At 72.7% G+C, this 14,466-nt stretch carries 13 protein-coding genes; 8 read left to right on the plus strand and 5 right to left on the minus strand.

The features are described 5' to 3' along the window. The first annotated feature begins 64 nt into the window (after nucleotides 1-64). The 8 genes from glyA (at nucleotide 65) to FB467_RS00750 (ending at nucleotide 10,282) form a co-directional block, all read left to right on the plus strand. Nucleotides 65-1,417, plus strand: a complete 1,353-nt coding sequence (gene glyA, locus FB467_RS00715; RefSeq protein WP_141783383.1) for a serine hydroxymethyltransferase — start codon at nucleotides 65-67, stop codon at nucleotides 1,415-1,417. Beyond that, nucleotides 1,414-2,634 carry a sarcosine oxidase subunit beta family protein gene (locus tag FB467_RS00720; protein ID WP_141783384.1) on the plus strand — a complete coding sequence of 407 codons (1,221 nt, stop codon included), beginning with the start codon at nucleotides 1,414-1,416 and terminating at the stop codon, nucleotides 2,632-2,634. The genes glyA and FB467_RS00720 overlap by 4 nt, the downstream gene beginning before the upstream one ends. Before the next feature lie 34 nt (nucleotides 2,635-2,668). Continuing rightward, the gene (locus FB467_RS00725) at nucleotides 2,669-2,971 is read left to right on the plus strand and encodes a sarcosine oxidase subunit delta (RefSeq protein WP_141783385.1); all 303 of its coding nucleotides are present in this window, start codon (nucleotides 2,669-2,671) and stop codon (nucleotides 2,969-2,971) included. Nucleotides 2,972-2,973: 2 nt separating this feature from the next. Further along, nucleotides 2,974-5,910 carry a 2Fe-2S iron-sulfur cluster-binding protein gene (locus tag FB467_RS00730; protein WP_141783386.1) on the plus strand — a complete coding sequence of 979 codons (2,937 nt, stop codon included), beginning with the start codon at nucleotides 2,974-2,976 and terminating at the stop codon, nucleotides 5,908-5,910. Next, nucleotides 5,903-6,544, plus strand: a complete 642-nt coding sequence (locus FB467_RS00735) for a sarcosine oxidase subunit gamma (RefSeq protein ID WP_141783387.1) — start codon at nucleotides 5,903-5,905, stop codon at nucleotides 6,542-6,544. Before FB467_RS00730 ends, FB467_RS00735 begins: the two co-directional genes overlap by 8 nt. Further along, entirely contained in the window at nucleotides 6,544-7,947 is a 1,404-nt protein-coding gene (locus tag FB467_RS00740; protein ID WP_141783388.1) for an L-serine ammonia-lyase, read from the plus strand. Before FB467_RS00735 ends, FB467_RS00740 begins: the two co-directional genes overlap by 1 nt. A 16-nt stretch (nucleotides 7,948-7,963) precedes the next feature. After that, nucleotides 7,964-8,866 (plus strand): formyltetrahydrofolate deformylase, encoded by a 903-nt coding sequence (purU, locus tag FB467_RS00745; protein ID WP_141783389.1) that lies wholly within the window; start codon nucleotides 7,964-7,966, stop codon nucleotides 8,864-8,866. A 150-nt stretch (nucleotides 8,867-9,016) separates the two neighbouring features. Beyond that, nucleotides 9,017-10,282, plus strand: a complete 1,266-nt coding sequence (locus FB467_RS00750) for a hypothetical protein (RefSeq protein WP_170230503.1) — start codon at nucleotides 9,017-9,019, stop codon at nucleotides 10,280-10,282. Here FB467_RS00750 and FB467_RS00755 read toward each other — a convergent pair. The 5 genes from FB467_RS00755 to FB467_RS00775 are packed head-to-tail and all read right to left on the minus strand — an operon-like array spanning nucleotide 10,257 to nucleotide 14,422. After that, nucleotides 10,257-10,778: a hypothetical protein gene (locus tag FB467_RS00755; RefSeq protein WP_141783391.1), complete on the minus strand. Its 522-nt coding sequence runs from the start codon at nucleotides 10,776-10,778 to the stop codon at nucleotides 10,257-10,259. The genes FB467_RS00750 and FB467_RS00755 overlap by 26 nt on opposite strands. Then, a complete protein-coding gene (locus tag FB467_RS00760; RefSeq protein ID WP_141783392.1) occupies nucleotides 10,775-11,335 on the minus strand; it encodes a hypothetical protein in 561 nt (186 codons plus the stop codon). Before FB467_RS00760 ends, FB467_RS00755 begins: the two co-directional genes overlap by 4 nt. Further along, nucleotides 11,332-11,967: a hypothetical protein gene (locus tag FB467_RS00765; RefSeq protein WP_141783393.1), complete on the minus strand. Its 636-nt coding sequence runs from the start codon at nucleotides 11,965-11,967 to the stop codon at nucleotides 11,332-11,334. The genes FB467_RS00760 and FB467_RS00765 overlap by 4 nt, the downstream gene beginning before the upstream one ends. 45 nt (nucleotides 11,968-12,012) lie before the next feature. Further along, complete coding sequence (gene zwf, locus FB467_RS00770; RefSeq protein WP_194288382.1) at nucleotides 12,013-13,521, minus strand: glucose-6-phosphate dehydrogenase; 1,509 nt, start codon at nucleotides 13,519-13,521, stop codon at nucleotides 12,013-12,015. A gap of 49 nt (nucleotides 13,522-13,570) precedes the next feature. Beyond that, entirely contained in the window at nucleotides 13,571-14,422 is an 852-nt protein-coding gene (locus FB467_RS00775) for a class I SAM-dependent methyltransferase (protein ID WP_211350516.1), read from the minus strand. Nucleotides 14,423-14,466 lie beyond the last annotated feature (44 nt).

A 14,466-nucleotide genomic window follows, 5' to 3' on the forward strand; every position in this document is an offset into this window, starting at 1 on the left:
CAGGCAATACTATGCGTCGACAACTAATATATCAGTTGTCGACAGACACGTTCCTGGAGGTTCCATGACACAGCCCGCCCTGACCCGGTCCGTCCTCGACGCCGACATCGCCGATGTCGATCCCGAGGTCGCCGCCGCGATCGACGCCGAGCTGGACCGCCAGCAGAGCACCCTGGAGATGATCGCCTCGGAGAACTTCGCCCCGGTGGCGGTGCTCCAGGCCCAGGGCTCGGTGCTCACCAACAAGTACGCCGAGGGCTACCCCGGGCGTCGCTACTACGGCGGGTGCGAACACGTCGACGTCGTCGAGACGCTGGCCATCGACCGGGTCAAGGACTTGTTCGGCGCCGGCTTCGCCAACGTCCAGCCGCACTCCGGGGCCCAGGCCAACGCCGCGGTGATGCACGCGCTGCTCACCCCCGGCGACACCATCCTGGGGCTGGACCTGGCCCACGGCGGTCACCTCACCCACGGGATGCGGCTCAACTTCTCCGGCAAGCTCTACAACGTCACGGCATACGGCGTGCGCGAGGACACCCACCTGGTCGACCTCGACCAGGTCGCCGAGCTGGCCAGGGAGCACCGGCCGAAGATGATCATCGCCGGCTGGTCGGCCTACCCCCGGCAGCTGGACTTCGCCCGGTTCCGGGAGATCGCCGACGAGGTCGGGGCCTACCTGTTCGTCGACATGGCCCACTTCGCCGGGCTGGTCGCCGCCGGGCTGCACCCCTCCCCGGTCCCGCACGCCCACGTGGTCACCTCGACCACCCACAAGACCCTGGGCGGACCGCGCGGCGGGGTGATCCTGACCAACGACGCCGACATCGCCAAGAAGGTCAACTCGGCCGTCTTCCCCGGCCAGCAGGGTGGCCCGCTGGAGCACGTGATCGCCGGCAAGGCGGTCGCCTTCAAGGTGGCCGCCGGCGAGGGCTTCCGCGAGCGCCAGGAGCGCACCCTGGAGGGCGCCCGCCTGCTCGCCGAACGGCTCACCGGACCGGACCTGGCCGAGCAGGGCATCACCGTGCTCACCGGCGGGACCGACGTCCACCTGGTCCTCGTCGACCTGCGCGACTCCACGCTGGACGGCCGTCAGGGCGAGGACCTGCTGCACTCGATCGGGATCACGGTGAACCGCAACGCGGTCCCGTTCGACCCCCGCCCGCCGATGGTGTCCTCCGGCCTGCGGATCGGCGCCCCGGCGCTGGCCACCCGCGGCTTCGACGCCGACGCCTTCCGCGAGGTCGCCGACATCATCGCCACCGCCCTGGTGACCGCCTCTGCGGCCGGCGCGGACGGCACCCCGGACGCAACCGTCCTCAGCACACTCCGCGAGCGGGTCGCCGCCCTGGCCGCCCGGTTCCCCCTCTACCCCACCGTCGAGCAGGTGGGCGCCACCAGCCAGGAGGCCACCGCATGAACCAGCGTCAGCTCCCCCCGCACCCCGAGTTCCTCTGGGACAACCCCGAACCCAGGGACTCCTACGACGTCGTGATCATCGGCGCCGGGGGCCACGGGCTGGCGACCGCCTACTACCTGGCCACCAACCACGGCATCACCAACGTCGCGGTGCTGGAGCGCGGTTGGCTCGCCGGCGGCAACATGGCCCGCAACACCACGATCATCCGGTCCAACTACCTGTGGGACGAGTCCTCGGCCATCTATGAGCACTCGCTCAAGCTCTGGGAGGGGATGGAGGAGGAGCTGGACTACGACGTCTTCTTCTCCCAGCGCGGCGTGCTCAACCTGGCGCACACCCTGCAGGACGTGCGGGACTCGGTGCGCCGCGTCGAGGCGAACCGGCTCAACGGGGTGGACGCCGAGTGGCTGGACCCGCGTCAGGTCAAGGAGGTCTGCCCGATCGTCAACATCAACGACGACATCCGCTACCCCGTGATGGGCGCCACCTACCAGCCGCGCGCCGGCATCGCCAAGCACGACTGGGTGGCGTGGGCGTATGCCCGGCGCGCCAGCGACCTGGGCGTGCACCTGATCCAGAACTGCGAGGTCACCGGGTTCGACATCGAGCACGGCCGGGTCGTCGGGGTGCAGACCAACCGGGGCCGGATCGCCGCGGGGAAGGTGGCGCTGGCTGCCGCCGGGCACACCTCGACGCTGACCGAGCTGGCCGGCTTCCGGGTGCCGATCCAGTCCCACCCGCTGCAGGCGCTGGTGTCCGAGCTGCACGAGATCATCCACCCGACCGTGGTGATGTCCAATCACGTGCACGTCTACGTCTCGCAGGCACACAAGGGCGAGCTGGTGATGGGTGCGGGCGTGGACTCCTACAACGGCTACGGCCAGCGGGGGTCCTTCCACATCATCGAGGAGCAGATGGCGGCGGCGGTCGAGCTGTTCCCCGCCTTCTCCCGGGCGCACCTGCTGCGCACCTGGGGCGGCATCGTGGACGTCACCCTGGACGCCTCCCCCGTCATGGGGCTGACCCCGGTCGACGGGCTCTACGTCAACTGCGGCTGGGGCACCGGAGGGTTCAAGGCGGTGCCCGGCGCCGGCTGGGCCTACGCGCACACCATCGCCCACGACGAGCCGCACGAGCTGAACCGCCCGTTCAGCATGGACCGGTTCGTGACCGGCCACCTCATCGACGAGCACGGCGCCGCCGCCGTCGCCCACTGACCCCGCCCCACGGCATACGACCAGAGGAGCCCCGATGCTCACCATCGACTGCCCGCACTGCGGGCCCCGCCCCGAGACCGAGTTCGGCTACGGCGGCCAGGCGCACGTCGCCTACCCGGAGGACCCCTTCGCCCTGTCCGACGAGGCGTGGGCGCAGTTCCTGTTCTACCGCGACAACCCCAAGGGCGACTTCGCCGAGCGCTGGGTGCACTCGGCCGGGTGCCGCAAGTGGTTCAACGCCGTCCGCGACACCCGCAGCTACCGGATCTCGGCGACCTACACCCTGACCGACCCACGTCCCGCCACCGGGACCGACCCGCAGAACAAGGGGGCCTGACCATGGGCACCGAGCAGACCCACCGCCTCGGCGAGGGCGGGACCATCGACCGCTCCCGACCGGTCGAGTTCACCGTCGACGGCGCCCCGGTGACCGGCTACGCGGGCGACACGATCGCCTCGGCGCTGCTGGCCAACGGCCGGACCCGGGTCGGGGACTCGATCTACCTGTCCCGGCCGCGCGGCGTGCTGTCCGCGGGGGTCGACGAGCCGAACGCCTACGTCCGCGTGCACGGTGAGCACGACGAGTCGATGCTCCCGGCGACCACCGTCGAGATCACCGAAGGCATGGAGGTCACCCTGCTGACCGGCATCGGCGTCCTCGACCAGCGGCCGGACCCGGCCGAGTACGACACGATGAACATCCACACCGACGTGGCCGTCGTCGGCTCCGGCCCGGCCGGGCTGGCCGCCGCGCGCGCGGCCGCCGCCACCGGCGCCCGGGTGGTCCTGTTCGAGCAGGACCACGAGCTGGGCGGGAGCCTGCTGGCCGATCCCACCGAGACCGTCGAGGGCGTCCCCGCGGCCGAGTGGGTCGCCACGGTGCGCGCCGAGCTGGACGCCGCCCCGGAGGTGATGGTCCTGACCCGGACCACCGTCTTCGGCAGCTACGACAGCAACTACCTGATGGCGCTGGAGAAGCGCGGTCAGCAGTTCGGCGGCGCCGCGCGCCCCGGCGTCTCCCGGCAGCGGGTCTGGCACGTCAACGCCGGGCGGGTGGTGCTGGCCACCGGCGCCCTCGAGCGCCAGGTGGTCTTCGCCGACAACGACCGGCCCGGCGTGATGCTCGCCTCCGCGGTGCACGCCTACCTCGGCCGGTATGCCGTGCTGCCGGGTCAGCGCGCCGTGGTCTTCACCACCAACGACTCCGCGTATGCCGTGGCGCACGCCCTGCAGTCGGCCGGCGCCGAGGTGACCGTGGTCGACGCACGAGACGAGCAGGTGGCCTCGGCCGCCCGCGACGCCGCCGTGGCCGCGGGCCTCACCGTCCGGTCCGGCTCGGCCGTGATCGGCACCGAGGGCGACGACCGGGAGGCCGTGGCCTCGGTCTGGGTCAGCGCCATCGACACCGACGGCGTGCCGACCGGCGAGGCCGAGCAGGTCGACGCCGACCTGGTCGCCCTGTCCGGCGGCTGGAGCCCGACCGTGCACCTGCACAGCCAGCGCCAGGGCCCGATCGTCTGGGACGACGCGCTGGCCGGCTTCGTGCCCGCCGAGCCGGTGGCCGACCAGTTCGTGGTCGGGGCGCTCACCGGGACCTACTGGACCGACGGCTGCGTCACCGAGGGGACCGCCGCGGGCACCGCCGCCGCGGACACCTCCGCGGACGCCGGTGCAGCGGCCGCGGTCGCGGTCCCGGCCGAGGAGCGGGCGGCCAGGGCCGGCACCACCCGGCAGCTCTGGATCGTGCCCGGGCGCGAGGAGGGCTACCACCACCACGTGGTGGACCCGCAGCGTGACCAGACGGCCGCGGACGTGCTCCGCGCCACCGGGTCCGGGATGCGCTCGGTCGAGCACATCAAGCGCTACACCTCGATCGGCACCGGCGCCGACCAGGGCAAGGTCGGCGGCGTCAGCACGATCGGCATCCTGACCGCGGCGCTGGCCGGCGACGTGGCGGGCCGGGACGGCGGGCGGCTGACCCCCGGCGACATCGGCACCACCACCTTCCGGGCACCGTTCACCCCGGTGGCCTTCGGCGCGCTGGCCGGTCGGTGTCGCGGCGACCTGTTCGACGTGGCCCGCACCACGGCGGCGCACCCCTGGCACGTGGCGCACGGCGCCGAGTTCGAGGACGTCGGCCAGTGGAAGCGTCCCTGGTACTACCCGCAGGACGGGGAGGACATGGACGCCGCTGTGGCCCGCGAGTGCCGCGCCGCCCGGGAGAACGTGGCGTTCATGGACGCCAGCACGCTGGGCAAGATCGAGATCAGGGGCGTCGACGCCCCGGAGTTCCTCAACCGGATCTACACCAACGCCTTCCTCAAGCTGGCCACCGGCAAGGGCCGTTACGGGGTGATGTGCACCCCGGACGGGATGGTCTTCGACGACGGCGTCTCGCTGCGGCTGGCCGACGACCGGTACTTCATGACGACCACCACCGGTGGCGCCGCGAAGGTGCTGGACTGGCTCGAGGAGTGGTCCCAGACCGAGTGGCCGGAGCTGGACGTCACGTTCACCTCGGTCACCGAGCAGTGGGCGACCACGGCGGTCGTGGGGCCCCGGTCCCGCGAGGTGATCGCCGCGATCGCGCCGGACCTGGACGTGAGCCAGGAGGGCTTCGGCTTCATGGAGTTCCGGGAGACCGTGCTGGCCTCCGGGATCCCCGCCCGGATCTGCCGGATCACCTTCTCCGGCGAGCTGGCCTTCGAGGTCAACGTGGCCACCTGGTACGGCCTGAAGGTCTGGGAGGACATCGCCGCCGCCGGCGCCGACCTGGGCATCACCCCCTACGGCACCGAGACCATGCACGTGCTGCGCGCCGAGAAGGCCTACCCGATCGTCGGGCAGGACACCGACGGCACGGTCACCCCGCAGGACCTGGGAATGGACTGGGTGGTGTCCAAGACCAAGGACTTCATCGGCAAGCGCTCCTACCAGCGCGTCTCGCACACCGAGGGCGTGCGCAAGCAGCTGGTCAGCGTGCTGCCGGTCGACCGGTCGCTGCGGCTGCCCGAGGGCGCCCAGCTGGTGGAGACCGACGCGCTGGGCGACTACGACGGGCAGGGCCTGCCTGCCACGCCCATCCCGATGCTCGGGCACGTCACCTCCAGCTACCACAGCCAGGCGCTGGAGCGCGGCTTCGGCCTGGCGCTGGTCAAGGACGGTCGCAACCGGGTCGGCGACACCGTCCTGGCCTCCTTCGGCGGGCAGTTCGCCGAGGTGGTCATCGAGGAACCCGTGATCTACGACAAGGAAGGGGCCCGGCGCGATGGCTGACACCCGCACCGCCCAGCAGTCCACCACCCCCACCCAGGCCGACGTGCTCGCCCTCCGGCGCAGCCCGGCGCACGACCTGGCCACCGCCCTGGAGGAGGGCTCGAGTCCGGCCGTGGGCCTGCGCGAGGTGCCCTTCCTGACCCAGGTCACGCTCCGCGCCGAGCCAGACGGTCCCGGCGGCGCCGCACTCGAGGACGCGCTCGGCACCGACCTGCCTCGCGCGGTGGGCGAGGTGACCTCCGGGCCGGACGGCCTGTCGGTGCTCTGGCTGGCACCGGACGAGTTCCTCGCGATCGCCCCCGACGAGGCCGAGTCGGGCGTGCTCACGACCGCGTATGCCGACCGGCTGGCGACCGCCCTCGGCGAGCACCGGGGGCAGGTGGTGGACGTGTCCGCCAACCGCACCACCTTCGAGCTGACCGGCCCGGCGGCACGGTCGGTCCTGGACAAGAGCGTGCGCCTGGACCTGCACCCCCGGGAGTTCCCGGTGGGCCGGGCAGTGGCCACCCAGCTGGGGTCCACGCCCGCGGTCGTGTGGCGGACCGGCGAGGAGTCCTGGCGGTTGCTGGTGCGTTCCTCCTTCGCGACCCACGTGGGGTCGTGGCTGCTGGACGGAATGAGAGAATACGGCTGATGGCACTCAGCACCCTTGACCTCTTCTCGATCGGCATCGGCCCCTCCTCCTCGCACACCGTCGGGCCGATGCGCGCGGCGCAGAAGTTCGCCGCCGGACTGGCCACGGACGGCCTGCTGCAGGACACCGCGAGGGTCCGGGCGCAGCTGTTCGGCTCGCTCGGCGCCACCGGGCACGGGCACGGCTCGGACCGGGCGGTGCTGCTGGGCCTCGAGGGCGAGGACCCGGAGACCGTCGACACCGAGCACGCCATGTCCCGGGTGGCCCGGTTGAAGGAGGACCGGGCGCTGCACCTGGGCGGCACCCACCTGATCCCGTTCGACCCGGACGAGGACCTGGTGATGCACCGGCGCAAGTCGCTGCCGGCACACCCCAACGGGATGACCTTCGAGGCCTACGACGGGTCCGGGGCGCTGGTGCGCGAGCGCACCTTCTACTCGGTCGGCGGCGGGTTCGTGGTGGACGAGCAGGCGGCCGGCGCCGACCGGATCGTGGAGGACGCCACCCCGCTGCCCTACCCGTTCAGCACCGGCGCCGAACTCCTCGCGGCCTGCCGGGAGGCCGACACCTCCATCGCCGGGGTGATGCTGGCCAACGAGCTGAGCTGGCGCACCGAGGCGGAGCTGCGGGCCGAGCTGCTGCACATCTGGGACGTCATGCAGGAGTGCGTCGAGAACGGCTGCACCCGCACCGAGCGGGTGCTCCCCGGCGGCCTGCGGGTGCTCCGGCGCGCCCCCCAGCTGCGCACCCGGCTGGTGGAGCGGGAGGCGGAGGCGACCGAGGGCGGCCTGTTGCCGGTCAGCGACCCGCTGTGGGCGATGGAGTGGGTCAACCTGTATGCCCTGGCCGTCAACGAGGAGAACGCCTCGGGCGGGCGGATCGTCACCGCCCCGACCAACGGCGCGGCCGGCATCATCCCGGCGGTGCTGCACTTCTACACCCGGTTCGTCGAGGGTGCCGACGACGACGGGGTCGTCGACTTCCTGCTCACCGCCGCCGCGATCGGCATCCTGTTCAAGCTGAACGCCTCCATCTCCGGCGCCGAGGTCGGCTGCCAGGGCGAGGTGGGGTCCGCCTGCTCGATGGCGGCCGGCGCGCTGGCCGCCGTACTGGGCGGCAGCCCCGAGCAGGTGGAGAACGCCGCCGAGATCGGCATCGAGCACAACCTGGGGCTGACCTGCGACCCGGTCGGTGGTCTCGTCCAGATCCCGTGCATCGAGCGCAACGCGATCGCCTCCGTCAAGGCGATCAACGCGGCCCGGCTCGCGCAGTACAGCGACGGTGGCCACAAGGTGACGCTCGACCAGGCCATCAAGACGATGCGGGAGACCGGTGCCGACATGAAGATCAAGTACAAGGAGACCTCCCGTGGCGGCCTCGCCGTCAACGTCATCGAGTGCTGACCGGGAAGGACACACCATGACCCGACCCACGAGCGACCCAGCCCCGGACCGCCTGCCCAGCGGGTCGGCATACGTCCTCACCCTCGACTGCCCGGAACGACCCGGCCTGGTGCACGCGGTGACCGGCTTCCTGCTGGAGCGGCACGCCGACATCCTGGAGCTCAAGCAGTTCGACGACTTCCGGGCCGGCCGGTTCTTCCTGCGGGTGCACTTCGTGCTCGACGCCGCGCACGGCGACCCGGGCGCGGCCGGCCTGAGCGAGGAGTTCGCGTCGGTCGCCGGTGACTTCGGCGGGACCTTCGAGATCCGGGACGCCGACGACCGGCGCCGGGTGCTGATCATGGTCTCCAAGTTCGGCCACGCGCTCAACGACCTGCTGTTCCGGGCCCGGACCGGGGAGCTGGCCGTCGACGTCGTCGCGGTCGTGTCGAACCACCCGGACCACCAGGGTCTGGTGGAGTGGCACGGCATCCCGTTCTTCCACGTCCCGGTGACCCGGGAGACCAAGCCGCAGGCCGAGGAGCGGCTACTCGAGCTGGTCGGGCAGTACGACGTCGAGCTCGTCGTGCTGGCCCGCTACATGCAGATCCTCAGCGACGGGCTGGCCCGCGAGCTGACCGGTCGGGCGATCAACATCCACCACTCGTTCCTGCCCAGCTTCAAGGGCGCCAAGCCCTACCACCAGGCCTACGAGCGGGGCGTGAAGACGGTCGGGGCCACGGCCCACTACGTGTCCAGCGACCTGGACGAGGGGCCGATCATCTCCCAGCAGGTGCAGGAGGTGGACCACGCCTACGGGCCCGAGGAGCTGGTCGCCGCCGGGCGGGACACCGAGTGCAAGGCGCTGTCCAACGCGGTCCGCTGGCACTGCGAGGGCCGGGTCTTCCTGCACGGCAACCGCACCGTCATCCTGCGCTGAGCGGCCCCGGCGCAGCCGGCACGCACGCACGGACGCGGGCGGCGCTCGCTAAGGTAGCGCCCGATGGTTGACGACGACGGCCGAGGACCTGGGCGCCCCCGCCGTCGGCGGGAGGTGGGCCCGCGCGACCCCGACCCCGACCCCGGACCGGTGGACGGGAGCACCTCCTGGCTGCGCGAGTCCGCCGGGCTGGTGCGGCTGGCGGGGAGGGTCCTGGCCCGGCACTGGCTGCCCCTCCTGGCGATCGCCGCCGCGAGCCTGCTGGCCCGCGAGCTGCTCGCGCGCCTCGCGGTGGCCGCCGGCGGGGTGGGCCCGGTCCCCGGCTTCCTGGTGCTGGCCCTGGTGCCGCTGGCCAGCCTGGCGGCCCTGGTGGCCATGCTGCTGGTGGTCCGCAGCCGGGACGCCCGGCGCTCCCACGTCTGGGGCGTGGTGGCCGCGGCGGGCAGCGTGCTGGTGCCCTTCCTGGTCGTCTACGAGAGCCGCGGGGCGCTGCGCGCCGACCTGATCGACTACGTCCGGGGCACCCTCTACGAGCAGCTCGGCAGCGAGGCCCCGGTCACCGTGCTCCCGCAGATCGCCTCCTGGTTGGTCCTGGGCATCGTGGCCGCGGCACTGGTGGTGCGGGCGCTCGGCGCGCGGCTGATCGACCGGGGCCACCTGCAGGGCCGGTCGGACGCGCGTGCCGGTCTGGTGCACGTCGTCACCGGGTATGCCGAGGCGGTGTGGGTCACGCTCGGGGCCTGGGTGCTGGCCGGCTTCCTCGGCAGCCTGCACGGCTGGTGGTCGGCCCGGGAGGTAGCCGCCTCCGTGGCGCAGCGGTGGGACTCGGTGCGCGAGCAGCTGCCCACCCTCGGCGCGTTCGGCGACTGGGTGGTCGGCGCCCTGCCCGTGCTGAGTGACGCCGTCGTGACCGGGGTGCTCGTCCCGATCTCGATGCTGACCATCGCGGTGATCGTCTACGGCCTGCAGGTCGCCGACACGGTCACCCCCGACGACGTGGTCCGCGCCGTCCGGCGCGGTCGCTGGGCGGCCCTGACCGGGCGGATCGCCGACGCCCCGCTGAAGCTGGCCTGGGTCCGGCTGTCGGACACCAGCGGGCGGTTCGGGGCGCTGGCGGGCGGGATCTCGCTGGTGCTGCGGTCCTCCTTCGCGCCCGTCCTGACCTACTGCGTCCTGTTCACCCTGCTGGCCCAGCTCGACGTCGTGGTCTGGTGGGTGGCCCGCCTGGCGCTGGGGTGGCGCGAGGAGCTGACCTGGCAGGCGCTGCACGCGCCCCTGGACGGGATCGCCGAGATGCTCACGCTGGTGCTGACCGCCGTCGTCACGGCGGCCTTCGCGGACCGGTTGCTGACCCGGTTCGGCGCGGCCGGGCAGCTGCGGGACCGCGGGGCTAGGAGCCCAGCGGCAGCTCGATGAACTCCGCCGGCGGGAACGCCATCGCGGTCAGCCGGACCGCGGCTGGCTCGGCATCGGCCGGGACCAGCACCAGCAGCGACTGTTCGGTAGGAACGGGGTCCTCCGCGACGTCCGTGCTGCCGCACTCCAACCAGGAGGTGTAGGGGTCTCCGCTCGGGACCTCCTCCCCGGCCAGGAACAGCCTGCCCTGCGCGTCGCGGACGGCGACGTCGCAGTTGCGCAGCGCCTCGTTGCTCCCGGCATCGACTTCGAACTCCAGGGCCAGGTAGGTGAACCCCGCGGGCGGCCGCTCGCCGTCGACCTCGGCCACCGTCTCGACACCGGCGAGCCGGACCCGCACGGTGTCCAGGCTCGCCCACCCCTCGTCGTCCGGTCCCGCCGCGACGTGCTCCCCGAAGGCCCACCAGCCGGACCGCGCACCCTCGGAGGCGAACCAGCCCCACCCGGCCAGCGACACCGCCAGGACCCCGGCCGGGAGGACGCGGGCCCACCTCATCGCTGTCCCTCCGCCAGGACCTCCGCCGGCTCCAGCCGGAGCGGCTCGGAGGAGGTGGTCACGGTGAGCGGGACCCGCAGCGTCGTCGCGGGCCGCCGCGCGTCGGGCAGCTCCGGCCGGAACTCGAGGGCCAGGCCATCCAGCGACTCCGGCGGCACCTCGAAGAGCAACGCTCCCCGGAGCCAGATGTCCGGCCCTGCCGCCCAGGGCGTCCCGTCCCCGCCGAAGCCGGACGGTGGGACGAACTCGCGCCCCTCCGCGTCGACCAGCAGCACCCCCTCCGGGGTGGCCCAGGCGTCGGTGGTGGCATAGGAGACGTCGACGGCCACGAAGGTCGCCGGGCTGGTCAGCAGGTCGCGGTCCTCGAGCTGGGCCGAGGAGGTCGCGCCGTGCACGTGGACCTGGAACGGGCCGACCCCGACGTCGCTGCCCTCCTCGCCCCGGACCACCGTGTGCCACCCGCTGGCCAGGTAGGCATCGTCGATCGCGTTGCCGGCGCCGCCGGCCGCGACCGCGGCGGCGAGCATCGCGACCAGGCCCCACCGGGCGGGCCTCACTCGTCCTCCTCCTCGAGGACCGAGGCGGGCGGCTCACCCAGGGGCAGCGCCACGTCATACGCCTCGGGGGTGGCCCGCCAGGTGTACTGCCCCGCCTCGATCTCCCACCGGGTCCACTCGGTCCGGTTCATCGTCAGGGTCAGCTCCGGCGGCGGGTCCGCCAGGGCGGTGGTCTGCCACAGCAGGACCACCTGGTAGGTGACGCCGGGCTGGGCGTAGCCCAGCCGGGTCCCGGTGTCCGCCCGCAGCACCTCCCGCGGGTTCACGTAGTCGTCGAGCGGGAGGTCGTCCGGCAGCTCGAAGGTCTGGTCGCTGAAGGTGACGCTGATGGGTTCCGGCCCCTGGTTGGTGATCTCGACGACCGCACCCACCCAGCGGGTGCCCTCGTCGAGGCTGCCGGCGTCCACCCGGTCCGACACGAAGTAGGTGTGCGGCACCACGCGGTAGGCACCGGTGTCGGTGGCCACCCCGGGCTCGACGTCGCGCGGCGGCGGGTCGGCCCGGGCGAAGCCCCCGCCCGCGGCCACGACGACGGGCACGAGCAGCAGCAGCGACAGGATGATCCGGCGAGGCCAGGTGGCGACCAGGACGGCGAGCGCGGTGCGCGCGGTGATCAGCCCCGGCTCCGACACGGACCCCACGATAGCGCGCGGACCGCCTCACCGAGGCCCCAGTCGTCAACCGGCGCTGGGCTTCTCCCGCCAGGCCCGCTCGAACGGCAGCCGCCACGCGTGCGGCGCGATCAGCTGGTGGATCGCGTTGGGCCCCCAGGTGCCGGGCGGGTAGGGCTTGACCGGCGGCGGGCTCTGCAGCAGCGGGGCCGACCGCTCCCACAGGCTCTCGATGCCCTCCGCGGTGGTGAACAGCGTGTGGTCACCCCGCATCGCGTCCAGCAGCAACCGCTCGTAGGCCTCCAGCACGTCACCGGCCGCCTCGGTCTCCCGGGTGGAGAACTGCATGGACAGCTTCTCCAGCTTCATCCCGGGGCCGGGGCGCTTGCCGTAGAAGGACAGCGACACCTTGGACTCGTCCGCCAGGTCGAAGGTGAGGTGGTCCGGGCCGGCCTGGCCGACCCCGGAGTTGGCCGGGAACATGGTCCGCGGCGCCTCCTTGAAGGCGATCGAGATGATCCGGGCGCCCTCGGCCATCCGCTTGCCGGTGCGCAGGTAGAACGGCACGCCCGCCCAGCGCCAGTTGTCGATCTCGCAGCGCAGCGCGATGAAGGTCTCGGTGTCGGAGTCCCGGGCGACCCCCTCCTCGCCGCGGTACCCGGCATACTGCCCGCGCACGACCTGACCCGGGTCCAGGGGGAGCATCGAGCGGAAGACCTTGTTCTTCTCCTCGCTGATCGCGCCGGGCTCCAGCGCCGTCGGGGGCTCCATCGCGACGAACGCCAGCACCTGCAGCAGGTGGGTCACCACCATGTCCTTGTATGCCCCGGTCTCCTCGTAGAAACCGGCCCGCCGGTCCAGCCCCAGGGTCTCCGGGATGTCGATCTGCACGTGGTCGATGAAGTTGCGGTTCCAGATCGGCTCGAAGAGCCCGTTGGCGAACCGGAAGGCCAGGATGTTCTGCGCCGCCTCCTTGCCCAGGAAGTGGTCGATCCGGAAGATCTGCTCCTCGGCGAAGGTCTGGTGCACCCGGTCGTTGAGGTCCACCGCGCTGGCCAGGTCGGTGCCGAACGGCTTCTCCATCACGATCCGGGAGCCGGCGACCAGGCCGGCCTCGCGCAAGCTCTCGATCACCGACAGCGCCGCCTTCGGGGGCACGCTCAGGTAGTGCAACAGCCCGGCCCCCTCGCCCAGGGCCGCCGACTCCTCGCGGACCACCCGGGCCAGTTCGTCCGCACCCCGCGCCTGCGGCACGTAGTGCAACCGCTCCTCGAACACCGCCCACTGGTCGTCGGTCAGCGGGCGGTTGCCGAACTCGGCGAGCGCCTGCCGGGTGAACGCCCGGAAGCTGGCGTCGTCCATCTCCTCCAGCGAGGTGCCGACCACCCGGATCTCCGGGGCGAGGTCGGACACCGCCAGGTAGGCCAGTCCGGGCAGCAACTTGCGCCGCGCGAGGTCGCCACACGCCCCGAACAGCACGATGACGTGGGGTGCGGCGACCTCCACGGCATGGGGTCGGCTCCCCAGGCCGGGGTAGGAAACGGTCTGGGCAAGCGGCTCGGTCCGGTCCGTCACGCCTGGGAGTCTGGCACCAGATCGGGGTCCGCGTCGAGGGATGCGGCGGCTAGGAGTTGGTCGCGCTCACCAGCCAGGTGGCGCCGGGGAGTTGCACCACCCCGTCGACCAGGTGCGTCCGGACCTCGGCCCGGACCTCCTCGAGCAGGCTGGCCCAGCCCTCCTCCCCGAGCCGCGGCTCCAGCTGCGCGCGGGCCAGCCGCCCGCCGCTGGTGGACAGGATCACCGCCATCCGCTCTGCCACCCCGTCGCTGTCACCGCTGCCGTAGACGCCGGTGAAGTCGAACGGGTCCACCGCGACCGAGCCCCACCCCGCCGCGGTCAGGAGACCACGCAGGCGCTCTCCGTCCGCGAACGCCATCGGGCCGGGTGCACCCGGCGGCGGGGGTTCCGGGCGCGGATCCATCCGCGCCACCAGCAGCTCGGTCCCCGCGGTGAAGCTGGGGTTCTCAGCCACGCCCCGCCAGCACGCGAAGACCAGCCGCGCACCGGGGGCGCTGCACCGCCGCAGGTTGGCGAACGCCGCCGCGGGCTCGTCGAAGAACATCACCCCGAAGCGGGACACCACCCGGTCGAACGGCTCCCCCGGCGCCTCCACCAGCAGGTCCGCCGACTGGGCATCCGCCACCAGGACCGTCGCGGACGGCACGCGGGCGCGGGCGGCACGCGCCATCACCGGCGAGATGTCGACCCCGACCACATCGGCGCCCGCCCGCGCGCCGGCCTCCAGCAGCGTGCCCGACCCGCACCCGACGTCGAGCAACCGCAGCCCCGGCGCCGGTGCATCGCGCTCCAGGATCGCCGCCGTCACCGGCGCGAACACCGCGTCGAAGATCGTCTCGTGCTCCACCCAGCCGGCACCGCCCTGGGCCCAGGTCTGCCGCATCGCCTCGTTGGCCACCCCACGACTGTATGCCGACGCCTCCCGGGTCGACCGCGAGACGC

The organism is Ornithinicoccus hortensis (assembly GCF_006716185.1).
GTDB lineage: Bacteria > Actinomycetota > Actinomycetes > Actinomycetales > Dermatophilaceae > Ornithinicoccus > Ornithinicoccus hortensis.